Source organism: Paenibacillus sp. YYML68, assembly GCF_027923405.1.
Lineage (GTDB): Bacteria > Bacillota > Bacilli > Paenibacillales > NBRC-103111 > Paenibacillus_G.
Map to the genome: position 1 here is coordinate 2,039,853 of NZ_BQYI01000001.1, position 24,547 is coordinate 2,064,399.

Annotated in this window: 18 protein-coding genes and 1 pseudogene; 13 read left to right on the plus strand and 6 right to left on the minus strand. The window is 49.0% G+C overall.

From position 1 onward, the window contains the following. The first annotated feature begins 24 nt into the window (after positions 1–24). Positions 25–1,550, plus strand: a pseudogene (locus PAE68_RS09335) (IS3 family transposase). 41 nt (positions 1,551–1,591) lie between these two features. On the opposite strand, the gene tnpC (PAE68_RS09340) reads toward PAE68_RS09335, so the two are convergent. Beyond that, positions 1,592–3,172: an IS66 family transposase gene (gene tnpC, locus PAE68_RS09340; RefSeq protein ID WP_397378491.1), complete on the minus strand. Its 1,581-nt coding sequence runs from the start codon at positions 3,170–3,172 to the stop codon at positions 1,592–1,594. Positions 3,173–3,254: 82 nt separating this feature from the next. Beyond that, positions 3,255–3,611 (minus strand): IS66 family insertion sequence element accessory protein TnpB, encoded by a 357-nt coding sequence (tnpB, locus tag PAE68_RS09345; protein WP_281886239.1) that lies wholly within the window; start codon positions 3,609–3,611, stop codon positions 3,255–3,257. A 159-nt stretch (positions 3,612–3,770) separates the two neighbouring features. Here tnpB (PAE68_RS09345) and tnpA (PAE68_RS09350) point away from each other — a divergent pair, with 159 nt between their 5' ends. From tnpA (PAE68_RS09350) to tnpC (PAE68_RS09360), 3 genes are read left to right on the plus strand one after another with little or no spacing between them, the layout of a single operon-like run. After that, entirely contained in the window at positions 3,771–4,100 is a 330-nt protein-coding gene (gene tnpA / locus PAE68_RS09350; RefSeq protein WP_281886237.1) for an IS66 family insertion sequence element accessory protein TnpA, read from the plus strand. Next, positions 4,094–4,447: an IS66 family insertion sequence element accessory protein TnpB gene (gene tnpB, locus PAE68_RS09355; RefSeq protein ID WP_281886235.1), complete on the plus strand. Its 354-nt coding sequence runs from the start codon at positions 4,094–4,096 to the stop codon at positions 4,445–4,447. The genes tnpA (PAE68_RS09350) and tnpB (PAE68_RS09355) overlap by 7 nt, the downstream gene beginning before the upstream one ends. A 53-nt stretch (positions 4,448–4,500) precedes the next feature. Then, complete coding sequence (gene tnpC / locus PAE68_RS09360) at positions 4,501–6,093, plus strand: IS66 family transposase (RefSeq protein ID WP_397379437.1); 1,593 nt, start codon at positions 4,501–4,503, stop codon at positions 6,091–6,093. Between the two features lie 52 nt (positions 6,094–6,145). Here tnpC (PAE68_RS09360) and tnpA (PAE68_RS09365) read toward each other — a convergent pair whose 3' ends face one another. Beyond that, positions 6,146–6,412 (minus strand): IS66 family insertion sequence element accessory protein TnpA, encoded by a 267-nt coding sequence (tnpA, locus tag PAE68_RS09365; RefSeq protein ID WP_281886279.1) that lies wholly within the window; start codon positions 6,410–6,412, stop codon positions 6,146–6,148. Between the two features lie 813 nt (positions 6,413–7,225). Between tnpA (PAE68_RS09365) and PAE68_RS09370 the strand changes: the two genes are divergently transcribed. Together PAE68_RS09370 and PAE68_RS09375 are read left to right on the plus strand one after the other, a co-directional pair. Further along, positions 7,226–8,725, plus strand: a complete 1,500-nt coding sequence (locus tag PAE68_RS09370) for a metallophosphoesterase family protein (RefSeq protein ID WP_281886281.1) — start codon at positions 7,226–7,228, stop codon at positions 8,723–8,725. Beyond that, on the plus strand, positions 8,722–11,049 hold the full coding sequence (locus PAE68_RS09375; protein WP_281886284.1) for an ATP-binding protein: 2,328 nt from the start codon (positions 8,722–8,724) through the stop codon (positions 11,047–11,049). Before PAE68_RS09370 ends, PAE68_RS09375 begins: the two co-directional genes overlap by 4 nt. A gap of 552 nt (positions 11,050–11,601) precedes the next feature. Here the strand turns inward: PAE68_RS09375 and PAE68_RS09380 are convergent. After that, positions 11,602–12,792, minus strand: a complete 1,191-nt coding sequence (locus PAE68_RS09380) for an IS4 family transposase (RefSeq protein WP_281886286.1) — start codon at positions 12,790–12,792, stop codon at positions 11,602–11,604. 215 nt (positions 12,793–13,007) lie between these two features. Between PAE68_RS09380 and PAE68_RS09385 the strand changes: the two genes are divergently transcribed. Then, positions 13,008–13,571: an SF0329 family protein gene (locus PAE68_RS09385; protein ID WP_281886288.1), complete on the plus strand. Its 564-nt coding sequence runs from the start codon at positions 13,008–13,010 to the stop codon at positions 13,569–13,571. 117 nt (positions 13,572–13,688) lie between these two features. Here PAE68_RS09385 and PAE68_RS09390 read toward each other — a convergent pair whose 3' ends face one another. After that, positions 13,689–14,540: a helix-turn-helix transcriptional regulator gene (locus PAE68_RS09390; protein WP_281886290.1), complete on the minus strand. Its 852-nt coding sequence runs from the start codon at positions 14,538–14,540 to the stop codon at positions 13,689–13,691. A gap of 198 nt (positions 14,541–14,738) precedes the next feature. Here PAE68_RS09390 and PAE68_RS09395 point away from each other — a divergent pair, with 198 nt between their 5' ends. From PAE68_RS09395 to PAE68_RS09410, 4 genes are all read left to right on the plus strand, one after another. Then, positions 14,739–17,018, plus strand: coding sequence for a CBM96 family carbohydrate-binding protein (locus PAE68_RS09395; RefSeq protein ID WP_281886292.1), 2,280 nt, complete (start codon positions 14,739–14,741; stop codon positions 17,016–17,018). 81 nt (positions 17,019–17,099) lie between these two features. Then, complete coding sequence (locus PAE68_RS09400; RefSeq protein WP_281886294.1) at positions 17,100–18,848, plus strand: cellulose binding domain-containing protein; 1,749 nt, start codon at positions 17,100–17,102, stop codon at positions 18,846–18,848. 70 nt (positions 18,849–18,918) lie between these two features. Next, on the plus strand, positions 18,919–19,911 hold the full coding sequence (locus tag PAE68_RS09405) for a right-handed parallel beta-helix repeat-containing protein (protein WP_281886296.1): 993 nt from the start codon (positions 18,919–18,921) through the stop codon (positions 19,909–19,911). 97 nt (positions 19,912–20,008) lie between these two features. After that, positions 20,009–21,661, plus strand: a complete 1,653-nt coding sequence (locus tag PAE68_RS09410) for a hypothetical protein (protein ID WP_281886298.1) — start codon at positions 20,009–20,011, stop codon at positions 21,659–21,661. Positions 21,662–21,813: 152 nt separating this feature from the next. Here PAE68_RS09410 and PAE68_RS09415 read toward each other — a convergent pair whose 3' ends face one another. After that, complete coding sequence (locus PAE68_RS09415; RefSeq protein WP_281886300.1) at positions 21,814–22,269, minus strand: DUF6376 family protein; 456 nt, start codon at positions 22,267–22,269, stop codon at positions 21,814–21,816. A 351-nt stretch (positions 22,270–22,620) separates the two neighbouring features. On the opposite strand from PAE68_RS09415, the gene PAE68_RS09420 reads away from it, so the two are divergent. Together PAE68_RS09420 and PAE68_RS09425 are read left to right on the plus strand one after the other, a co-directional pair. Beyond that, positions 22,621–24,126, plus strand: coding sequence for a malate:quinone oxidoreductase (locus tag PAE68_RS09420; RefSeq protein ID WP_281886302.1), 1,506 nt, complete (start codon positions 22,621–22,623; stop codon positions 24,124–24,126). 159 nt (positions 24,127–24,285) lie between these two features. After that, positions 24,286–24,441: a hypothetical protein gene (locus PAE68_RS09425; RefSeq protein WP_281886304.1), complete on the plus strand. Its 156-nt coding sequence runs from the start codon at positions 24,286–24,288 to the stop codon at positions 24,439–24,441. The last annotated feature ends 106 nt before the right edge of the window (positions 24,442–24,547 follow it).

The window sequence follows — 24,547 nt, forward strand, 5'->3', positions numbered from 1 at the left end:
ACAAGGGTGAGGTGGGAGACAACAATGAACCAAGTAGATCCGGAATTGAAGCAAAGAGTCGTACAACGAATGATGCCACCGCATAATGAATCGGTCAGTCAGTTATCTAAAGAGTACGGCATATCTGAAACAGTGTTATACAAGTGGAGGAAAGCGGCGAAAGCTCAAGGCGTGATCCATTCGACCGGGATCTCATCCACAGAGCGATGGAGCACACGGGATAAATTTGCAATCGTGGTCGAAACAGCAGCATTAAGCGAGATGGAGTTGGTGGAATATTGCCGGGCTAAAGGATTATACGTTGAGCAAGTGGCAGCGTGGCGCGATGCTTGCATGAACGCCAATGGCGGAATCGCCGAGCAAGCGAGCAAGCTACAGAAGGAGCTGCGAACCAAGGAGCATGAGGTCAAAACCCTGAGCCGCGAGCTCCAACGAAAGGATGCAGCCTTAGCCGAAACCGCCGCATTACTGGTATTGCGAAAAAAGGCCCAGGCGATCTGGGGGGACCCCGAGGACGAATGATCAGTGCCCCAGAGCGTCAGTTGGCTGTATCACTGATTGAAGAAGCCGTACAAGCCGGTGCGAGGGAGAGTATGGCTTGTAAGGAGCTTGGACTGACCCAGAGAACCCTGCAGCGTTGGCGACAGCATCATATCAGCGAAGATAGACGCCCTCTTGCCAAGCGGCCTGAGCCTGTCCACAAGCTCACCAAAGAGGAAGAGCAACAGATACTGGATGTCATTGGGCAGGCGGAATTTAAGAGCCTGCCCCCGAGTCAAATCGTCCCCGCCCTTGCGGACCAAGGAACCTACATAGCCTCAGAGTCAAGTTTTTACCGTGTGATGCATAAACACAACCAGCAACACCATCGTGGTAGAAGCAAGAAACGGACCTCCAAGCCTCTGACAAGCCATTGTGCAACTGGAGCCAACCAGGTCTGGATGTGGGACATTACGTGGATGCCAGGGCCCGTGAAAGGCCTGTTCTTCTACCTCTATCTGGTCCTAGATCTATATAGTCGTAAAATCGTTGGCTGGGAGATTTGGGATGAAGAATCCGCTGAACACGCCAGTCAGTTGATACGTAGAACGGTACTCAGCGAGCAGTGTGTGATACGCCAGAAGACGCTTGTGCTACACTCGGACAACGGAAGCCCAATGAAGGGGGCGACCTTGCTCGAAACGCTGTATAGCTTAGGGATCACGCCTTCCAGGAGTCGCCCGCGGGTAAGCAATGACAATCCTTATGCGGAGTCCGTCTTCCGTACATGCAAGTACCGTCCAGGATACCCGGAGCGAGGGTTTAAAGATCGTATGGAGGCCCGAGAATGGGTGCTGCGTTTTGTACACTGGTACAACCACGAGCATCGACACAGCGGCCTTAATTTCCTCACGCCTAGTCAGAGGCATAAAGGGCAGTCCGAACAGGTATTTGAGAAGCGGCGGCAGGTTTATGAAGCTGCCAAAACTCTTCATCCTGGTCGCTGGTCGGGGGCTACACGGGATTGGAGCTTGGATGAAGAAGTTTGGCTCAATGTAAGCGTCAAATAGCCCACACCTATTCAAAAGACGAGGGCTGAGGTAAGCTAGTGTTACTTCGGTGGTGCTACACGGCAAGAGTCCGGCAATGACGTTGACCACGGAGCCAGTTGTCTCAAAGCATCCATATCCTGAATGTTCGGAAGCTGCGGCAATTGCTCGAACAAAAGCTTCAAGTATGCATACGGATTTAACCCGCTCGCCTTTGCGGATTCCACAATGCTGTAGATCGTCGCACTTGCTTTCGCGCCTTTAGGCGTATTGGCAAAAATCCAGTTTTTCCGGCCAATTACAACCGGTTTGATGGCACGCTCCGCTCGGTTATTGTCAATCTCGAGCCTGCCGTCTTGCATGAATGCGACAAGCTTGTCCCACTGGTTCAGGCTGTAGGTGATCGCCTGTCCGGTCAAGCTTTTGGGCAGCACCTCAGCTTCCGCGTTTTGCAGCCACTTCAAATAAGCCTCCAGCAATGGCGCACTCTGCTCCTGACGAGCTTGGTGCCGGGCCTCAGGGCTTACATCCTTCAGCCATCGTTCCACAGCGAACAGCTCATTGCAAAACCATAAGCCCTTGCCAGCGGCCACCTCGGCCGTACGATGGGCTGCCGGCAGCGCCTTCAGCGCCTCATCGAACTTGCGTCTTGCGTGGCTCCAGCAACCACAGAGTGTCACGTCCGTGAGTTTATGGTAGCCTGAGAATCCATCCGCATGCAGGTAGCCGCTGAAGCCTTCTAGAAATTGACGCGGGTGCTCCCCACTGCGGGTCGGCTGGTATTCGTACAAGACGATGGGCTCACTCGTATGTCCGGTACGGTACATCCAAAGGTACGACTTCTGTTCGGCCTTCCGTCCCGGTTCCTGCAGCACGGGGAATGTCGTCTCGTCCGCATGGAGGATGTCCTGCAGCAGCATGTGCGACTTCATGAACTGAAATAGCGGCTCTAGCCAGTGTTCGGACGCGTAGATCATCCAGTTGGCTAGTGTTTGACGCGACAGGATCAGACCATGCCGAAGAAACTGCTGCTCTTGACGATAGAGCGGCAGGCTTTCGACATACTTCTGGTGCATCACATAGGCCAGTATAGAAGCCGATGCCAGGCCTCCAGGATGCGCGGGTGCAGGTGCCTTAGCAGTGACCACGGGAGTGCTCTCCTCGTTGCGCTCGCAGTGGCGGCAGCTATAGATGAATCGAATGCTCCTCACGATCTTGTACTGGGCAGGCATGAACACCAATTCATCGCGGGCTTCGCTGCTCATCTCATGTAGCTTCCCATCGCAGCACGAACAGACCTGCTCTTCCTCGGGCAATCGATACTCCACGGTTTCTACAGGCAAATGATCAAACTTCGCCAGGCGATCCCCCTTGACTTTCTTCCGCTTGTGGATCACGGTTTCCACAGTTGGCTCAGGGAGCGCAGGGCTAGCTGCCTGCTCTGCTTCGTTGAACAGGAACAGCTGAGCTGGATGCGTCTTCTCGCTCGAAGCGCCGAAGCGCTTATGCTGGGCAAGCTTGGATTGCTCCAGCAGCATATGGACCTGCTTCTTGAGCTTGTTTACCTCTGCCTCGAGCGCTTCGCTGTATGTTTTGTATTCATCTAGTGTTTGGGGTTGGGCTGATTCCGCACGTTTTGTCATGAAGAATGTATTCGCTGAACGACTACGTTTATCCTGCATTTCAAGTAAACATGATGGAGGTAGGCACGATGATTATTCGCGCCTACACCACCGCTTGAACGGAAACCACAGGATGCGCTTGCTGCTGCTCGATCGACAGTCCATCCAGTAACCAGTTCAATTCGCGACGAGTCAGCGCGATGGTCGCATGGCTGTCGTCAGTCGGCCACTGGAAGGTGCCGCGTTCCAGGCGGCGGTAGAACAGCCAGAAGCCATTTACATCCCAATACAGAATCTTGAGCTTGTCTCGCTGTCGATTGCAGAACACGAACAAGCTACTCGAGAAGGGGTTGAGTGCATACACCTCCTGCACCAGAGCGGCCAGGCCATCGATCGACTTGCGTAGGTCCGTACTGCCGCTTGCTAAATACACGGGAATGCTACTCGGAACGGTCAACATAGATCCTTCAGCACCTTAACGACTTCACGAAGCTGGGTAGAGTCGAAGGACTCACTCAGCTCAATAGAAGCGTAAGCGTCAAACCTAGCACACCTTCAACAAGATGAATCGTTATGAGAAGATAAGGCCAACGTTATTCAGAGATGGAGGCTTATACTCATGACGAAGAAAGAGCTGAGAAGACAAGAATGGATCGCTCGTGTCTCGGACTATGAAGCGAGCGGACAGACCATGAAAGCATGGTGCGCCGAACAAGGCGTGACCAAGGACCAATTGCGTTATTGGCTTCGTACACTTAACGAACGTACTTCTGGTAAATCCTCTGGCAACACCAGTAATTCCTTCATTCCACTGACCCTATCGGATTCGAGTAATCCAACATCCTCCTGCATCATCGTTCATGCGGGTGCCGCTCGTCTTGAAGTACGATCAGGCTTCGATGCCAAGCTTCTTCATGACGTCGTCAGCGCTCTAACGGTCTCATGCTGAGCATCTCGAGTGCGCATCAGGTCTATCTGGCCGCTGGAGCAACGGATCTTCGAAAATCGATTGACGGACTGGCGGCAATCGTTCAAGAATGCTTTGGCCTGAATCCCTTCTCCAAGTGCCTCTTCGTCTTCTGCAATCGAGAGCGCAACAAGCTCAAACTGCTGTACTGGGACCATAACGGCTTCTGGCTATTTTATCGCCGGTTAGAGCGCGGCACCTTCCAATGGCCGAGCAGCACGGAACGTACGGTTGCGATCTCGGCACGCGAGCTACGCTGGCTGCTGGATGGACTGGCGCTCACACAGCGGCAGGCACACCGGGCCGTTACAGCAGACAACGCCTGGTAATCCATACATTGTTCGCGGAATCGCCTTATCTAGCAGCAGGCGAGAGCCATCTGCTGACGAATATATCCGTTATGGATAAGCGACCGGATTCCCCAACTCTCGAAGAACTCCAACAACAAAATAAGAAGCTGGAAGAACAGAACGTAGAACTATCGGCCAAGCTCAAATGGTACGAGGAGCAATTCCGTCTGGCTCAGCAGAAACGTTTCGGCTCTTCCAGCGAGAAGACGCATCCGGATCAACTCGAGCTGAACCTGTTCAACGAAGCGGAAATGCTGGCAACACCAGCTGGTGAAGAACCGCCAATGGAGAAGGTGACGTATGAGCGCCGGAAGTCTTCCGGCAAGCGTGAGGAAGATCTGTCCAACCTGCCCGTGGAGACTATTGTCTATACACTGGAAGAAGGTCAGCAGCTCTGCGCATGCTGCGGCGGTTCGCTGCACGAGATGACGACCGAGACGCGCAGCGAGATTGCCATTGTACCGCCACAGGTCAAGGTGATGCGTCATGTGCGTCAGGTCTACTCCTGCCGTCACTGTGAGCGCCATGAGCTGCAGACGCCAATCGTCACCGCGCCCATGCCGAAGCCGGTCTATCCCGGCAGCTTGGCTTCGCCGTCCATCCTATCTCATGTCATGTGTCAGAAGTACGTGGACAGTTTGCCGCTGTATCGACAGGAGCAAGCTTTTGCCCGGCTGGGCTATTCGCTCTCCCGGCAGACGATGGCGAACTGGATGATCTACGGAGCTGAGAAGTGGCTCATGCCGATGTATGAAGCGATGAAGCGTTATCTGCTTAGTCAGGATGCGCTGCATGCGGATGAAACGACCCTTCAGGTGCTGCGGGAGCCGGGCAAATCGGCAGAATCCACCTCGTATCTGTGGCTGTATCGCACAGGCCGCGGGATACCGCCGGTTGTGCTGTATGACTACCAGCGGACGCGGGGCGGCGAGCATCCTCGGAATTTCCTGGCTGGATTTACAGGCTATCTGCATGTGGACGGCTACGCCGGATACCACAAGGTCGCGAAGGTCAAGCTCGTCGGCTGCTGGGCGCATGCGCGTCGCAAGTTCGATGAAGCATTGAAGGGAGCTCCCCCAGAGACGGGAACGCTCGGCAGTGTCGCGGGACAAGGATTGGCTTATTGCAATCAGTTGTTTGCAATCGAGCGCGAGCTTGCGGAGGCTTCACCGGAAGAGCGGCATGAAGAGCGGCAGAAGCGCAGTGCTCCCGTATTGGAAGCCTACAAAGCTTGGCTCAAGCAACAGCGTTCTCGGACATTGCCGAAGAGCTTGACCGGTCAGGCGATTGCCTACAGCTTGAACCAGTGGGAGAAGTTGACGGCCTTCATGGAAAATGGACGGCTGGAGATCGACAACAACCGAAGTGAACGCTCCATTAAACCGTTTGTGATCGGCCGGAAGAACTGGCTGTTCGCGAACACGCCGCGAGGAGCGAAGGCGAGCGCTGTCATCTATAGCATGATTGAGACAGCCAAGGAAAACGGACTGCATCCGTACAACTACTTGAAGTATCTATTCGAGCAGTTGCCTCAGTTGCCTGATCCGCTTGATGAACCAGCACTCGATTCATTCATGCCATGGTCGGGATCGCTCCCGGCTGAATGTCGTATGAATAAGAAGTAATCGTAGCATACATCAGGTTCGCTCCCACCGCTAGGTGGGGGCTATTTGACGCTCACATAGAAGCCGCTCCAACATGAATCCGTAGGGATCCCGTTGGCAGATTGCTACGCACGGGAGAAGGTGGCACGATAACGGGGATGAAGGTTGATGCAGACTTTGATCGTTTGGATTTTGGGGGGCCTTCGATCTGTTTGAGCCAGTACTTCAGCTCATGGATGGTATGGTTATTGGCTTTACTCCAGGCTACCATGGTTTGACCGCTCGCTCGATAGTTCTCAATGCGAGTTCTCCATGCCTGTTGCCGCTCTACTCGATTCATGGGATGTCCTCCTCGATTCATATTGAGGACATTATCTCATCTATGCATGCATGGGGTGAAGGTGTGATGTATTTGACGCTTACGGCTCAATCCTGAGAAAGCGACCGTTCTTCAAGCTGAGCAGAAGACGGAATCTATGCTGTCTTAATTTATTTAATCGCGACAACTATCTTGACAATTACCGGTCTTCAGATACATCATGGTCTACTATAACAGGCGGCGGATCTACACCTCTAATCCAGGGGGCTGGCCGCCAGCTATTTATCGCGAGAGAATGCTGTCGCAAGCAGCTTAGTAACGGGTTCTGTATGAGGGTGTTTTCAAACTGCACTTTTTTTGACAACTCCAATGTTCTTTGTGACTATTATGATCTCTTTTTGAAAGATGAGGAGAGCAAACCTGAAGAGCCTGTCCAAAGTTTAGTGTAAAATTTCTCAAGTTTGTTTCTTGGCCACACGTTATTGCGTCTCCGCATAGATATACACTAAGCTATCTACAAACCGCCAATCCCTTTTTCCAAGACTGGGTTTGGCGGTTTTGTTCTACTAAGTGTAAATCGGGTGAATATATATGAGATTGTTCTGTTAATGGCGTAACAGAGGTTGTGGTTCCAACGATATGGTCGCATATAGTTACTTATAGTACTACTAAAATGTTTTCGACAGCCAAATCCGCCTGCATTCGACAAGAACAATGAAGTATAATTTTTTATGCTATTTATGTCGAATCCATGTACTATAAAAATGTTGGAGCAATAAATAACTGAAAATCAGTTATCTAGGATTATTTTGAAACTGGAGACGTGTTGCATAAATGAAAAACTTTTCGCTGTTACATATCTCAGACCTTCATAGAACACAAGATTACGTATCAAATGAAGTGCTCATTACATCCATTGAACATGTCTTGGATTCATACAATGGCAATGACTGGCGGCCTTCATTGATTATTGTGAGTGGAGATTTGGTTCAGGGTAGTAAATCTTCAGACGAGGCTAAAGTGGTTGAAGAGTTAGACAAGCAATATCAAGAAGCCGGGGAATTACTTGATGAACTAACTCGGATTTATCTGGGCGGCGATCGAAACAAGGTTGTTATGATTCCAGGGAATCATGATGTAAGCTTTTATCACTCAAGAATGAGCATGAAGAAGGAAGAACCAGCAGCTGGTCAGGATCCTATTCATTATAAAAAGTGGTTACTAAAGCAAATGGGGGTACAACGAAGTCGAATTCGCTGGTCATGGCAGGACTTTGAGTTTTATCATATTGTTGACGAAAGCATGTATGAAAGAAGGTTCGAGGCGTTCTGCCGGTTCTATGAAAATTTCTATAGAGGTGAAAGGAGATATACGTTAGCTCCAGGGGATCAATTCGACTGTTACGATTTTGAAGATCTTAATCTGGTTGTGATAGGTTATAATAGTTGCCATGATAATGATCATTGTAATTATAGTGGTGCGATTCATCCTGATGCTTTAGCTAAGGCAGAGAGGTTGTTGAAGGGAGACAAATACCGAGATCGGCTGCGAATTGCAGTTTGGCATCACCATACTTCTGGAAATCCACAAAAGTCGGACTATATGGATAATCGGACTCTCCAACACCTAATGAGGGCTAATTTTCATGTGGGGATGCATGGTCATGCCCATATTACTGGGGTTGCTTATGAGCCTTCTAGAATACAATCCGATCAACAAATGATTGTCATAAGCGCGGGAAGTTTATGCGCCGGCGGAGAGGAACTGCCTACTGGTGAACTCAGATCCTTTAATGTTGTTCAATTCGATAATGAGTCCAGAAAGGCAATCGTGGATATCTACCGGGATAGCATGCAAGGTTTGGCAGCTTTCCCAACGTGGATCAAACATCAACAGGTTGTAATGAACTATTACTATCCAGCAGAGACACTAACTCAGTCGAAGCAGAAAGAAACTTTACATATTCATACGAAAGAGATGCCTAGTCAAGATGAACGAATTTTGCAACTGGTAGAGGCAGAGCAAATGATCATGGAAAGTCAATATGACAAAGCATTAGTTATAGTTGGATCATTGGAGAAGAAAGATCCATATGTCCGTAGGCTCTTAATGCAATGTTATCAGGGTTTACACATGCATAACGAGATTATCGAGCTTTTTACACAACCCGAGCCCGAGGGTGCGGAGGAAATTATTTCATTAATTAGAGCTGCTCAGGCTTCTGGAAGAACAGATTTACTCAAGGAAATTCTTCAAATGGAGGCAATACAAGAATGTGACGATCATTTTGTCAAACAAATTGTTCAGAAATATCGGAGGTTTGGGGCAATATGAATAAATTAAAATTTCAAGTGGAAACGAAACGGATTATTGAGATTTTATCAAACGATATCTACGACTCTCCTTACGCACTGCTAAGGGAAAATATTCAAAATGCTTATGATGCTATCTTAATGAGGAACGCTCATGATCCAGATGACTTTCCCTTGTCAGAGGGGCAGATAGATGTTCTTTACAATATGGAGGAACGTCGACTAGAGATTATTGATAATGGTATTGGAATGAATGAGGATGTATTAAAGGAGAATTTCTGGAAGGCTGGTTCTAGTGGCAAAAGAACAGAATTGGCAAGCCAGGCAGGGGTCATAGGAACTTTTGGAATTGGGGCCATGGCAAACTTTGGGGTGGCAGATCGACTCGAGGTATATACAAGACCTATAGGATCCCTGGTTACTTTTTTTAGTGCTGTTGATAGGGACGCTTTATCCCTTACTGAAGAGTGTATCGATTTTTCCATCCTGGAACATGAGTATCCAGTTGGCACTAGAATCATTGTACATTTAGATAAATCACAACAATTCGACTGGAATCAAGCTACACAGTATATCTTACCGTACATTAAATATGTTCAGGTTCGTATCATGTTTCGTGAAAATAATATTGGTGGATTGTCTTATCAAAAGGAACTTCTTCCAGCCGATAGTAAAATGGAAAGCAATGCGGTTTTTAATTACGCACACTATCAAGCCAAAGTTTCCACTTCTATATCAGGAAATGGGCAAGTTGCGTGTCATATCTCAGACATTTTCATCCATGGGCAACCCGTTAAAGGGGAGTTAGTATTAAAACAAGGTATGGGTGCTATCATGGGGTTACGAAATTATTTTGGTCTTGCTCATATTCCTTTGAATTCATATTACTCGCTTGGTGGTGTTGCAAATCTAATTTTGTTACATCCAACAGCAGGAAGGGAAGCTTTAAGCAGAGGAAGTATAGCTATTGTTCAAGATCTAGTAAGACTTGGGGAAGAAGCAATATCAATAGCGATAGCTGAAACGGAGTACGCAGATCTAAATACTGCATTTATGTCTTTCATACAGGCATATAATCGGTATGATCTTGCAAAAAAGATTAAAATTCAAGTATACCCTAATGATGAATTAGTACCACTTGAGTTGATTGCTACAGCCTTCGAAGGACATCAATTATTTTATGCATCTGCTTCCGACAAGCAATTGATCGATTCCTTTACTACCGGCAATACTTCTGTGTGTAGTCTAAGTAATCAATCTCCGCGGCGACAAGTTCAGTTGAAGTATTTAACCCAGTATTTACAAATACCATCTTTGCCCACAGAGGTCCAAATCCAAAAGATATATAAAGAAACTGAGCTTTCGTCCGCTGAAATGAGCTTTGTTCTACAACTTGCTTATTATCTAAGGAATGATTATCAATTAACCAATGTAAAAGTCCAATTTGCAGAACTGACTCATTTTGTGTCTGTGCATGTATTACACATAAATGGGGAGGTGCATATTTACTTAAAACGTGATAGTGATATTGTAAAGCAAGTCCTAGCGTATAGAGAACGGGATTATGCATCTTTTCCGATATTCATTAAGGACTTTATTCGAGCTTACTTATATAAGCGTGTATCAGATTATATTCCTTCCTCTATAAAGGTAGGTGCAGATGCATTTTACAAAATGCTACAGGATCAATCAGATACATTTATTCTTGAGCAAAAGGATATAGGTGCTGCTGAAACTTTATTAAGTGACTATTTAAAAGGAGAAGAATCCTTATCTGATGTTCTAGACAAAATGGGAAAACTTGGAAGGAGTCAGACGGATTCTGTCACAAGTAGCCAAGTTGGGTCTGTTGAGACAATAATCCCTGACTTGGTTATGTCTCCTATGAATGTTGCCGCTGAAACTCATCAAGCACCTGCCCAGGGCTCCAATCGTGTTTTTCCCGCAATGCCGCCTATTTATCGGAGAGATACTGAAACAGATATGAAAATACTAACGGTCAATAATGCATATCCTCAGTTAAATGATTTTAACTTATTCTTATCCTTATCGAATCGATTGGGTGGCTTGACGGATTTCTTCTGGTCTGCACATACAACAAAAATTTTGTGGGCCTCCCATCGAATTGTTTACATTTTTACTAGGACGCCGGATCAAACCACGCTTTATTATGATATTGAACTAAAGGAGCCTCTAACTGAAACGAATGCAGGAGGCGACGCATTTCCTTCTACAACACTTATTACAAAGTCCAAAATTTTCATTCCGATACCAACTGTAATTCGCTCGGCGTTTGAGGTGCATGACAAGAAAAAAGAGTTTTTTATTCGCTACGACATCATTTAAGTTAGAATACTAGTTTGGGGGCTTGTTTCTCATTATTGAAGAAACGGCCTCTTTCGTTTTATAAATAGGCTTGCTTTAAGAGTTACAAGAATTCCCTCGAAGTTCTTTTTATCAATTGCATTATAACTAATAACCTGTCGTATTCACTTGCTAATAATTACCTATGTATATTATACATTTGTATGAATGTTTTTCTACAGCGTTTTTTCTCACTTTTCAAGAAATTTCCTTTATCTAATTAAAGCTTGTTAGTGAGCTTTATCAATAATTCTGATATAGAAATGTATATAAAATGGATATTCGTAATACTAATTTTCTCGCTTTTTATGCAACATCACAAATTCGTATATTTATACGAGTGGGTCAGGGGAAGGAATATCCCTGCACTACGCTTGCATCAAAGTTAACATCGTGCGATAAAATACTGCATTTCACAACAAACATCCATATAATCAATTATTTAACAGCTAACTTTCCATTCCAACGGCTAAAAAAGGAACGATGAACAAAAGTGTCGCGTGTATCCCTAAAATTGGTATATATGGATGTTGCTTATCGCAAAATGATGCGCTGAGGGTCGGGCTTGCCTGCGGTTCTATCCACCTTCTGTTTCCCCCTCGATGGTCGTTTCGGTGGTCGATTGAACTCTCTTTCAAACTCCTCCCAGCTATGGAACATGTACGTTCGCAGAAGCTGTAGCACTTGCCACGGGCTCTTGCTTGTCTGCAAATCCAATGTAACCAACAAATTCACTGCAAACGCGATCAATGACAAAAACAGTTGGTTCCACACGGATGTCGGCTGGCTGCCATGCAGCTTCGCAAGCTTCAAGTGCTGTTTGATCCATTTGAAGAACAGTTCAATTTTCCAACGATTCTTATAGATACTCGCCACTTCTGCCGCGGTGAGATCCCATCGAGTTGTGACAACCCGGTAATATCGTCCCTTTTCATCTTGAAACGCAACAAGCCGCAACGGAGTTGTGGTCTTGTTCAGCAGCACATCGACATCTTGAAGAATCTGCAGCGCTCCTGCTTCTGACGAGTGCTCACGTTCCGTACCACTAACAGGATAAAGCTTGGTGCGATCCCGTACACGTACCACAAACCGTTTGCCACCGGTAACCCACTCCTGAAACAGAGAGCTGCTTTCGTACCCACGATCCATTACATAGGTCGCATCGGGGTCAATGACTAGGTCGGGGGCGATCTTGGCTTCCCGCACATTGACTGTGGAGGCGACCACTTTGTCCGGAAACACCGTTTTAGGATTTACGACAACCAGGCGGACATGGAGGCGTACCCCTGTTTTCCGCGAACCGCATCGTGCCCAGTGCCCCAGTACTTCCGGGAGGGAAATATCCGTGGCGTCTACGATATGAAGCCGCCCAATTTGAGGAGTAAGCCCGTTTTCTCGATTCGTTTTTTCATGGATTCGACCTATAAGCTCATAGAAGAGTCCTTGCAGGGCTTGTGTGCACAACCGGTTAGTCTTACGTGAAAGCTGGGCGCTGCTGATGGAATCGATGTTGATGGCTTCCTGCAGTTTAGGATGAGCGCGCAGTTGCGCTGTGATTTCATCGTACGTATCGAGCTGTAGCAATTGTGCGACCGTGTGAAGTTCCACAGCTGTATGCGAGAATAGCTTATGTGTACGATGGTCCTCCAGCAAGGGACGAAAATTTAACGACTGAAGCGTGCGTAAGCATTGACATACGACCGAGTAAGGTTTAACGTTATCCATGGATGGCTCCTTATTGGAGAATTGATGGATACACGTCGTCAATTCAACAATAAGGGCTTTTTTTAATTTTATCCACGAAGAAACATCTTTAAATTCCATATATAGTATTTTATTGAAGGAATTTTTCTCATGTCAGGTTTGATGCAAGCGTAGTGATATCCCTGACCTTATTTTGTGTTCTGTAAGCATATGCATTCGCCGATGAGGAGGAAGAAATGGCCTGGAGCAAATTGAAGCAACAACTGGAAAGCTTTCTCTGTCCTGCATTACATGGTAGGGTTGAATACCTTTCAACCAGCTACCGCTATGTACCAGATAAAGCTGGGCTATGTTATATTGCTGTAGATAAAAAGAAAGTACTCAACATGAATAATACCTCAATCCGATGGTATCAGACGGAGCAGGAAATTAGGAATGATTCAGATATCCAGGTCCCTATTGACAAGGGGGATATTGAAGCGGTTAGAAAAGATACGACAGGGAGTGTTCCTGAGGAGCGTTTAATCGTCATCGCAAGAAATAGAATAATAAAAGAATATGCAAAGGAGCTTATGTCGGCACAGTCAGCTTTAAGTAAGTCAAATTTTATTGATGTCTGTAATCGATTTTTATCTACTTCCATAGAGGAAAGCTTAGATAGCAATGAGATCTTATTGAATATTCTAGCTTTGGTTGACAGGAGAGTTGGAAAAAAGCGAATTTTAAATATGACCGAGAAGATGAAGTTCAAGCATCCAATTGTACAATATTTCTTTGAACTGCGGATGAGTACGTTGTGAGAGGAACATTACATTCAGAACAATGGCAGTTCCATATGAGTCATTACATAAGCTTGAAATAGCCTCCACAAGGTGGAGGCTATTAGTATGATTACAAATATAGGTGCTGTGGGCATGTCACCCCCTCCGCTGCTCCCGATATTTATGCGGAGTCGTACCGGTGTGTTCCTTGAACACGCGGCAGAAGTAGGACGGGTTGGAGAAGCCGATATCCAGTGCGATCGTGCTGACGGTCATGGACGTGTTCTCCAGCATGCGGCACGCTTCCTTCATCCGGCGTCCCATGATGTACTCGGTGATGCTGCTGCCTGTCGTTTGAGTGAAGGAATGAGAGAGATAGTAGGTGGATAGATGCAGCTCTGCTGCAAGCTTATCCAGCGTGAGCTTCTCCCTGTAATGGTCCTCCAGCCATAGAATGGTAGCTTCGACATGGTGTGGCAGCCGCTTGTGAGAGCGCTTACGATCCAGGTTGAATTCATAGGCTGACAATGTATTGATACAGCTGATGAGGGCTAGAGCGTATTCTTCGGACTGCTTGTCATAGGAGATACTACGAACTCTGTTCATCAGTCGGTCTAGAGTCTCCTCCAGCTCACGGCTTATGGCTGGCTGTGCGAAGGCCTGCTGCTCCAGCTCCTGCTTCCATAAGGTGTCGAAGCATTGGCGCGTGCGCGGGAACGGCTGGAGATAGGGCTCGACGGCCAGTGGATCGAACATGAATACGGTGCGTACGAAGGTGTCAGAGACGAGAAGCCGATGCAGCTGGAACGGCTGGAACAGTAGAAGTGTACCTGGTTGGAAGTCGAAGACGCGATGCCCGACAATGGCCGTTCCATAGCCTTCATGTACATAGAGCAGCTCCATCGCCTGGTGAAAGTGGAACACCTCCCAATGCTCGGCGTGACTTGTTTTCTTATAGTTAAGATGGTAGGGCTCCTTCTGAACATTGACGTTCGTGCTGACCTTCACTTTCATCCCCTCCTCTTCATTCACCTGTAACTACAAGTATGTCAACTGGCCTCCCGAAAGTAAAGTGCGAATGAATGAGATCAGCAATTCATGACTATGTTAACGCAATTGATGACTATTATTCATCTCAGGTTCTGATATTCTAATATTGTAAGCGCTTCAGTAAAGCGCTGTCATGTGAAGGGGGCGATCGAATTGATGAATAAGAAAACCGCTGCATGGTTAACATCGGCAGTGTTAGCTCTCAGTATAGGTGCAGTGCCCGCCCATGCAGGGGTAGACCCATCCTTGCCGGACTGGTCCAAGGCTGGCTACAAGGGAGGACAGTCGATTCCGACGAGTGGTACCATCATTAATCTGACGACTAAGGGTATTGCGGCAAATGATGGTGTGGATGACTCGAATGCCTTGCAGAAGGTGATCGATGATATTCGCAGCGGTGCGCTGAAGGTCAACGGTGCTGTTGTTAGCGAGAGCAATCGTGCGATCCTGCTGCTGCCGTCAGGTCAGGTGGACCTCAATAAGCAGATTCGTGTCGATGCCAGCTACATTACGCTTCGTGGAGCGGGCTCCAACCCAACAACAGGTACGAGAATTGTCTTCAAGCCTGCAGCTACGTATACCGTAGAGGACGGACTGCCAGTTATCGATGGGAAGCTGTGGCCGGGCTACGCTGCATTCCGGGTGGAGGATCGTACCAAGCATGCGAACGAGACGAATTACGAGGGCAGCATTAACTTCCACTGGCTCTCCGGAGTGAAGGTCGCATCGGGTGGCGGTGGAACGAAGGGGAGCGATAAGGTATATCTCGCTTCGGGCAACGGAAGTAAATTCAAGGCAGGCGATACCGTATATGTTGGCGCGGCCAACACCAAAGAGCTGTATGACCAGATGGGAGCGCCGTCCTCGTACCGTGAGAATGGTCATATGCGTACACAGATGTTCAAGGTGGTGAGTGTCAGCGGCGATACGTTGACCATCGATAAGAACCTGGAATTTGACATTCCATATAGCAACGGAGGGCAGATTGGAGGCTCCACCTATTACAGCAAGGTGATGCCCGTCACAGCCGTGAAGGGCGTCGGCTTCGAGTCCTTCTACTTCACACAGGACATCTCTTATACACCGTATGCGAGCACTGTGAATGCGAACGATTATAACGCAACGAGCAATCCGAATGGCGTCGGGCTGAAGTATACGAATGCGCTGCCCGAGTATGCGGTTCATGGCATCCTCTTTAAGTGGGCGCAGGATGGCTGGGTGAAGGGAATCCGTACGTACATGACGGGCTCCCATCCGATAGTGACGGAATTCGCCAAGAACATGGACATTCGCGACAACACGATCTATGGGGCCTGGAATAAGGGCAAGGGCGGGCACGGCTATGTTCGCGGCTCGAAGCTCTATGATAGCAAGATCGTCAACAACACGATTGATCGAACGCGTCATCTTACGCTGCAATGGTCAGCTACAGGCAATGTGGTGCAATCCAATACGATATCCGTCGATATGAACCTCCATGGCGGCTGGGAGCGGCGCAACCTGATCGAGAACAATGCGATCTCAGTGCCATATGAGCATTACAGCTGGGGTGAAGGAGAAGGAGGCACAGAATCGGACGGTACGTGGTATCCGATCTGGTGGGGAGCAGGACCTCATGCTTCCAAGTGGTCGGGGGCGACCGGGGAGCAGAATGTATTGTTCAACAACACGATGTCCAAGCAGGAGACGAAGGGCGGAGCTTATGTCACGTATTCCCCATACACGTCGGCGACGACCATCTACCAGCTGGGCTGGGATGGAGCGAACTGGAAGCATCTGGAGAATCCAGCAGGCACTCTTATCTCGACTTGGGGCGGTAATGAGAAGGTCAACTATTCGCTCTCGCCTAATGCGGGTGCTTACCATTGCTTAAGCTTCACAGGGACTTCATTGCTAGGCAACGGTACGGCGACGAACAGCTGTGGCGGCAGCAGCGGCGGCGGTACACCTGGTACGCCTGGTACACCTGTCACTCTCAGTCCGAGCGATGATTCCTATATACGTGATGGAAGCTACGCCGGGAACAATTACGGCACGACGTCCAGCATGTATCTGAAGACATCATCCAGCGGGAACACCCGTCACACGTATCTCAAGTTTGATCTATCCAATCTTAACTCGTTATCCAGCGCTAAGCTGCGGATCTATGGTAGCGCTTCCTATGCCACAACGATGACAGCGTATAAGACGTCAGACAGTTGGTCCGAAGCGACGATCAATTGGAACAACAAGCCAGCTGCAGGCAGCAATGCAGGTAGTGTGGACATGAACACGACCTCGACATATTATGAGATCGATCTGACCTCCTATGCGAGCAGCGAGCTGTCCGGAGACCAGGTACTGTCGGTGGTGCTCATCGAGAATTCAGGTAAATATGTGGAGCTGAACAGCTCCGAGAACAGCACGAACAAGCCGCAGTTGGTTATTCTCCCATAACATAAGCTAAGCGTCTGCGCCTCTGCTTGATGTAGGGGTGCAGACGAACGACTCCATTGAACCCACACAGGAGGGATATTTATGACTTCGATCAAAAAAGCATGGTTCACCCTACTCATGATCACGCTCGTATTCAGCATCGTCCATGCTCCAGGGGCGGCTCACGCCGCAACGAATGTGTACGTCGATACGACTGCGAAGCTTCAGGCTGCTCTGCTGAATGCTCAGCCGGGTCACACGATCCTCGTAGCTCCCGGGACGTATGAGCTAACGACGACGACAACTGTAGGCACGAAGGAAGCTTACTATTACGGTACAGCGAACGGTACTTCTACGAACCCGATCACGATCAAGAGTCAAGACCCAGCTAATCCGGCAACGCTGAAGGGCGGGAACGTCGCGAGTGTTGGCTATACGCTGTACATTACGGGCGACTATTGGGTCATTCAAGACCTTAACGTTACCCATGGTCAAAAAGGAATTATTCTCGACAACTCGAATTACACCAGGATCAACGGTGTGACCGTATCGAATGTCGGTCAAGAAGGCATTCATGTCAGAGACGGAAGCTCCAATGTTACGATTGAGAACAGCACGATCAAGGATACTGGCGTGACAGGAACAGCGTATGATAAGGGCTTTGCTGAAGGTATATACATCGGCTCGGACCGTTCGGTATGGGATGTGAATTCACCTACAGGCTATAACCGCCAAGTGTACAACACGACGGTCAGGAATACGACGATTGGGCCGAACGTTGCAGCGGAGTCTATAGATCTCAAGGAAGGAACGATCGGTACGCTCATCGAAGGCAATACGTTCCTCGGAGCGGGAATATCCGGTGAGAACTTCGCGGACAGCTTCATCGATGTGAAGGGTGTTCAGGTGACGATGCGCAACAATGTTGGCTACCGTCAAAACAATTCGAACATCACCAAGGATATCGCCGAGGTGAACCGTACGAGCTCGAATCCATGGTGTCCTGCAGCAGAGACGTCGAACGGCAATCTGACGAATACAGCAGACGGCAATACGTATACGAACAATACGTTCCATGCCGGCAATCCGCCGGTGAATGACACACAGGCTCCGACAGCGCCGACTAGTCTCGCAGCTGCAGCAGCCTCGAGCACACAGATCAACTTGAGCTGGACGGCTTCCACCGATAATGTGGCTGTAGCAGGCTATCGAGTATATCGGGGCGGCACGCAGGTCGGGACAGCAAGCTCGACCTCCTATAGTGATACAGGGCTCACGGCATCAACAGCTTACAGCTATACCGTGAGAGCCTATGATGCGGTAGGGAATGTGTCGAGTGCCAGCAATACAGCAAGCGCGACGACAACGTCGAGCGGCGGTGGAGGCTCTACGGCTTCCTTGAAGCTGCAATATGAGGAGGGCGACGGGGGAGCGAGTGCGGATAACCGGATCAAGCCGTATTTCAAGATCATCAATACCGGGGCAACGGCCATTCCGCTAAGCGAGCTGAAGATTCGTTACTATTATAAGAAGGAAGCGAACGTCTCCCAGCAATTCAATGTGGATTATGCGCTAATGGGCAAGTCCAATGTGACCGGAGCGTTCCAGACGCTGAGCAGCCCTAAGCCTACAGCGGATACGTATCTAGAGGTCGGCTTCACCACGGGTGCAGGCAGCCTTGCTGCCGGGGGCGATACGGGCTCGATCAAGGTTCGGATGAATAACAGTGACTGGTCGAACTATAATGAAGCGAATGATTATTCCTACGACGCATCCCGAACGAGCTTGGCCGATTACAGCAAGATCACAATTCATCATAATGGTACGTTAGTGTGGGGTACAGCGCCTTAACGTTTTGGAAGATTGCTATCCTATCATTGATAGCGCTTATATGAAGCACATACATCGAGGAGGAATTAAATTGAAGTTAAAATCTTATTGGGTTGTTCTGTTTATGCTCGCATTGGTATTTAGTACGATTCAAGCTCCACAAGCTGCTCATGCTGCAACAAGAAATGTGTATGTGGATACTGTGACAGAAATCAAGGATGCTCTTAAGAACGCTTTGCCGGGAGATGTTATTTTAGTTGCGCCAGGCGAATATCATCTTACGACTACTACCACAGTAGGGGACAAGAAGGCTTATTACTATTCAACGAAAAGTGGAAATTCTACGGATAAGATTACAATCAAAAGTCAGTTTGCATCAAACCCTGCTACACTCAAGGGTGGTAATGTTGCAAGTGAAGGCTATACCCTGTATATCACAGGGAACTATTGGGTCATTCAAGATATCAAGATTAAAAATGGACAAAAGGGAATCATTCTAGATAATTCCAACAATACGCGCATTAACAAAGTAACTGTATCGGATGTAGGTCAAGAGGGCATCCACGTTCGTGACGGCAGTAAGAACACTATAATTGAAAACAGCACCATCAAAAATACGGGTGTAACCGGTACAGCTAATGACAAGGGTTTTGCTGAAGGAATCTACGTAGGATCCGATCGCTCTGTGTGGGATGTTAATTCCTCTACAGGCTACGATCGTAATGTTTCGAATACGAAGATCCGTAATAACACAATCGGACCTAACGTTGCAGCTGAATCTATCGATATTAAAGAAGGCGCTTCCGGCACGCTGGTAGAGGGCAATACATTCCTAGGGGCAGGGATATCAGGAGAAAACTACGCAGATAGCTTTATTGATGTTAAAGGCTATAACACAACGATTCGTAACAATGTATTCTACCGTCAAAATAACTCCAAGATTACAAAAGATATCGCTGAGGTTGATCGTACAAACAGCAGTAATCCATGGTGTCCTGCTAATGAAACCTCGAACAAGGATCTTGATGATACGTCGGATGGAAATACGTACACGAATAACACGTTCCATCAAGGAAATCCATAGATAAACGTTCAATCCCATGTTATGGTGATAGGCAGGGGCCTACACATGCATGGGTTTTTCCCTGTAATGAAAAATATATAGATAGGGTGTGGAGAGGATGATTTGCTTGACCCATTATGACCGCAGACTTCAAGAAATCAGGCTGAAGGTAGCGACGAAGGCCTTCGAGCTGCCGCTGCTGGAGAGCGGGCTCTGGTTTCATAGTGACATACGCGATAATTTCTATTATGCCTCATATTTATTCGTTGCCGCGGTAGATGAGACTCAGGCTGTGCCGTTCAATCGAAGCCACGCCTTGGAGAAGGCTTCTGCTGTGATGCTGGAGGTGCTCGAGCTGCAGGATCGGAATCCGGAGAGCACTACGTATGGAAGGTGGCCGTTGCGGCTCGCTCCATCGCCGCGAGAGGCCGCACCTCATGGACTGCCAATCGAGCTGATGGGGAGCTTGATGGCGTATTTTCACCAGACGTATCAGGACAAGCTGGGGGAGCTGCTCCTGCAGTCGTTCAAGCAAGCGCTGTACCATACGTATCAATGCGGCTTCTATCGCAAGAAGCTGCAGCAGGTCAATCATCACGAGGCGAAGTTTACAGCTGCGAAGCTCATCTTCGGTCAACTATTCGATGATCGTGAGCTTATGGAGGACGGTCAGCACAGCCTGCAGGCGACGCTGCAGCACGTGCGGACGAAGGGAATGGGGGAGTACGGCTGCTTGCCATGGTTCTGGCATTGGGTTCAAGCGTTCACCTGCGCGAGAGAGCTGGTCGCGGATCGTTCATTGAAGGAGGAGCTTGGCTGGATGCTCGATTATTTATGGGAAGAGCGTGCTAAGGTGTATCTCAAGGGAGCTTGGGTCGGGGCACATTCCCGGGGCTGGCCGCATGACCTGCCACGGGATGGGAATGTACTGCACGACTATGTGCAGTTCGGCGATTTCCCATTGCCTGAGGAGATGCCTCGTACCGAATACGCAGGCATTCTATTCTATGAAGCGCCGGAGCAGGTGCGTCGGCTTGCGCTGGAGCGACAGACGCCGGATGAGCAGAAGCGGTATACGACGAAGCTTCATCAGGGCGGGGAGCAGCGGCTTCACAGCAATCTGTACATGACGAAGTCCTTCGCCATCGGCGGGATGTGGGAGCGTGTGCAGGAGTTCGACAATGAGCAGCATCGCTGGGAGCTGACGCTGCCGATCGACGGTACGGATCGAGTGAATAGAGCCTATTTCTTCCATCCGGGGGACAGGTACAAGGCTGGAGATCCTCGGCATGAGAGTCCGTATGGTGAGGTGCTGTACGATCGTAATGTCGTGATGGCGCTATATCCGATTCCAGAGGAGGCTGAGGGAACCGTAATAGGTGTTCTGCCGCCAGGGAGCTGGAAGGAGGAGCCGAACGCTCTATATGGTCTTGTTGATGATGTGTATATCGCGGTATATGTACTGCAGTCGTATGTGACAGAGCGGTTGGCTGACCGTGTGAACGTGTCATCGACAGGGAAGCCGAATGGTGTTGTGATGGAAGCAATCGACATCGCAGAGGCCAATCGACTCGGTATTCGTGATCATGCGAGCTTCGCGGAGGTGATGGATGCCAAGCAGCCGCAGTTCGGGGAGTCTCCGCTTGAGGTTAGCTATACCTCGCTGTATGGCGATAAGCTTCAGCTGCGGGTGGAACACAGCACGGAAGGCACGACGTCTGCTGCGCTGGTGAACGGAGAGAGCGTGCGGTTCGACCAATATGAGCTATAAGTCATCTGACTCTTGTGATGGATTATGATGATGAAAAAACCTCAGCCTCCCTTGACCCATAAGAGGAGGCTGAGGTTTATTCGTGCTGCGGTGACTCGATGGCGATGTAAAGCTACGTGTACGTTTAGTCGTACAGCTCATTACCCTACAGCTTACATGAGCCCCAGCTGCTCCAGCTTCTGCATAATCTGGGTAATCTGCTGGATCGTCTGGAAGATCTGCGAGTCCTGAACCGCCTGCAGGTCGAGCTTCTGGTTGATCTGCTCGAGAAATCTGTTAATGTCAGTGAGCAGCGTCTCGTTCAAGGCGACGAGCTGGCTGTGAAGCTCCTTCGCGAGCGGCGGCGCCTCCAGTGCATTGAACTGAACGATCTTGTCCTTCATCTGCAGCAGCTCCTGCTTCAGCCTTTCTCGAGCCTCAGGGTCGGCCGCCGCCTGCTGCGCAATCGTCTGAACCCGCTCTGCGAATGATGCGGCGTCGTTCATGTACGTAGTGGCCTGCTCGGCGTAGCTGACCGAACGGTTTACCCCTTCGAGCAACGAGCAGCCTGTCAGCATGGTCATCGTGAGCACAGCCGCTAGGATGAACGTGGTTAATCTCCAAGTCATTCGACAATCACCTCAATCGAAGAATTCTTTCTATTATTATACTGGCTGAACGCTGGTTTGGTTTCAGCGGAGGTGGTCGGGAAGCGCTCACGAGTTGCTCCCATTATATTTTTTTAGCTCTGCAATAAATTATATGATTCAACAAAAACGCATTCATGTGTTTATTCGCAGCTATCTTTTGGATATAATAAATTGTTGAAAAAATATATTTTTCTACATTTAATAATGATACACTTGGGTAAGGTTTGATTAGAGCACATGTGCGGTAGATCGGGTCGTCCTAGCTTGCAGTAGCGCTTAAGCAGGAGCGACTACATTTTTTGCAAATTTTACGATATAAGGACGGTTACTATGAGCAACAGACAAACAAAAGCTGACGTGATCTTAATTGGAGCAGGAATTATGAGTGCGACGCTGGGCGCACTGCTGAAGGAATTAATGCCGAGCTGGGAAATTAAAGTGTATGAGCGTCGTGAGGGTGCTGGAGAGGAAAGCTCGAACGAATGGAACAATGCCGGAACAGGCCATGCCTCTCTGTGCGAGCTTAATTACACGGTCGAGAAGCCGGACGGATCGATAGATATTAGTAAGGCGATTAAGGTGAACGAGGAGTTCCAGGTGTCCAAGCAGTTCTGGTCCTATCTCGTGAACAGCAAGCTGATCAAGAATCCGAGGGACTTCATCTCGCCGTTGCCGCATATGAGCTTCGTGCAGGGTGAGCAGGATGTGAAGTTTCTGAAGAAGCGTTTCGAGGCGATGTCGAATAATCCGCTGTTCGATGAGATGGAATATTCCGAGGATCCAGAGAAGCTGAAGCAATGGATTCCGTTGATGATGAAGGATCGCGCCTTGAATAAGCCGATTGCGGCTTCAAGAATTGCGGCTGGAACCGATGTGAACTTCGGTGCGTTGACACGCATCCTGTTCAAGCATCTGAAGAGCAAGAACGTCGATATTCAGTATAAGCACAACGTGGACGACATTAAGCGTAATCGTGACGGCTCGTGGGACCTGAAGATTCGGAATCTGGATAAAGGTACGGTTGAGCGTCACTCGGCGAAGTTCGTCTTCATCGGCAGCGGCGGCGGCAGCCTGCATCTGCTCCAGAAGTCCGGCATTCCAGAGGGCAAAGGAATCGGCGGCTTCCCGATCAGCGGGATCTTCATGGTCAGCCACAATCCGGAGCTCGTCTCGCAGCATCGCGCCAAGGTGTACGGGAAGGCAGCGGTTGGTGCGCCTCCGATGTCCGTGCCACACTTGGACACGCGTCTGATCGATAACAAGGAATCGTTGTTCTTCGGACCGTTCGCAGGCTTCTCGCCGAAATTCCTGAAGTACGGCTCGAATGCGGACTTGATTACGTCGGTGAAGGGTCATAACCTGGTGACGATGATGGCCGCCGGGATGAAAAATGTGCCGTTGACGACGTATCTGATCAACCAGCTGATGCTCTCGAAGGAGCAGCGGATGGCCGAGCTGCGTGAATTTATTCCGAACGCGAACAGTAAGGATTGGGAATTGGTCGTAGCTGGACAGCGTGTGCAAATTATTAAGGATACTCCAGCTGGCAAAGGTACGCTCCAGTTCGGTACCGAGGTTATCAGCGCGGCGGACGGCTCTATTGCTGCACTTCTCGGCGCTTCCCCTGGTGCTTCGACGGCCGTCTCGGTCATGCTCGAGGTGCTTAAGCGCTGCTTCCCGAAGCAGCTGAAGGATTGGGAGCCTAAGCTCAAGGAGATGATCCCATCTTACGGCGTCAGCCTCGTGCAAAATCCGGAGCTCATTCGTCAACTTCATGACACGACTGCCCGTGCGCTTGATCTGCACGACAGCGCGCCGTTGCAGACGGCAAGATAACGATATAGCGGTAAGTGAAGCCCACACCTTCTTGGAGGTGTGGGCTTCGTCTTGTTCGTTGCAGGCGCGGTTCTGGTGGGGAATGGGGCCGTTACGATGATATTCATCGTAGCCTAGGGAGATGAGCAGCTGGAGTGGGGCTGTGGTGTGGTTGTTACGATGAAATTCATCGTAAGGAATGGGGATGAGGAGCTGGAGTGGGGTAGAGGAGGGGCTGATGCGATCATTTTCATCGTAAGGGAGGGTGAAGAGCGGCTGGATTGTGGTAGTGGCGGGTTCGTTGCGATCATATTCATCATAAGGGAGGGTGAATAGTAGCTGAATAGGGTCTGTGGTGGGCTCGTTGCGATCATATTCATTGTAACGGGCGTTTCAGACACTTTGCATGCGCTCGCGGTGATATCGCAGTGCTTGCGCTTTA

Excerpts from the sequence above, each read along its gene's own strand:
- tnpC (WP_397378491.1), bottom strand. The coding sequence starts at position 3,172 with ATGACAAAACGTGCGGAATCAGCCCAACCCCAAACACTAGATGAATAC.
- tnpB (WP_281886239.1), bottom strand. The coding sequence starts at position 3,611 with ATGTTGACCGTTCCGAGTAGCATTCCCGTGTATTTAGCAAGCGGCAGT.
- tnpA (WP_281886237.1), top strand. The coding sequence starts at position 3,771 with ATGACGAAGAAAGAGCTGAGAAGACAAGAATGGATCGCTCGTGTCTCG.
- tnpB (WP_281886235.1), top strand. The coding sequence starts at position 4,094 with ATGCTGAGCATCTCGAGTGCGCATCAGGTCTATCTGGCCGCTGGAGCA.
- tnpA (WP_281886279.1), bottom strand. The coding sequence starts at position 6,412 with ATGAATCGAGTAGAGCGGCAACAGGCATGGAGAACTCGCATTGAGAAC.
- PAE68_RS09370 (WP_281886281.1), top strand. The coding sequence starts at position 7,226 with ATGAAAAACTTTTCGCTGTTACATATCTCAGACCTTCATAGAACACAA.
- PAE68_RS09375 (WP_281886284.1), top strand. The coding sequence starts at position 8,722 with ATGAATAAATTAAAATTTCAAGTGGAAACGAAACGGATTATTGAGATT.
- PAE68_RS09380 (WP_281886286.1), bottom strand. The coding sequence starts at position 12,792 with ATGGATAACGTTAAACCTTACTCGGTCGTATGTCAATGCTTACGCACG.
- PAE68_RS09385 (WP_281886288.1), top strand. The coding sequence starts at position 13,008 with ATGGCCTGGAGCAAATTGAAGCAACAACTGGAAAGCTTTCTCTGTCCT.
- PAE68_RS09395 (WP_281886292.1), top strand. The coding sequence starts at position 14,739 with ATGAATAAGAAAACCGCTGCATGGTTAACATCGGCAGTGTTAGCTCTC.
- PAE68_RS09400 (WP_281886294.1), top strand. The coding sequence starts at position 17,100 with ATGACTTCGATCAAAAAAGCATGGTTCACCCTACTCATGATCACGCTC.
- PAE68_RS09410 (WP_281886298.1), top strand. The coding sequence starts at position 20,009 with ATGATTTGCTTGACCCATTATGACCGCAGACTTCAAGAAATCAGGCTG.
- PAE68_RS09415 (WP_281886300.1), bottom strand. The coding sequence starts at position 22,269 with ATGACTTGGAGATTAACCACGTTCATCCTAGCGGCTGTGCTCACGATG.
- PAE68_RS09420 (WP_281886302.1), top strand. The coding sequence starts at position 22,621 with ATGAGCAACAGACAAACAAAAGCTGACGTGATCTTAATTGGAGCAGGA.
- PAE68_RS09425 (WP_281886304.1), top strand. The coding sequence starts at position 24,286 with ATGAAATTCATCGTAAGGAATGGGGATGAGGAGCTGGAGTGGGGTAGA.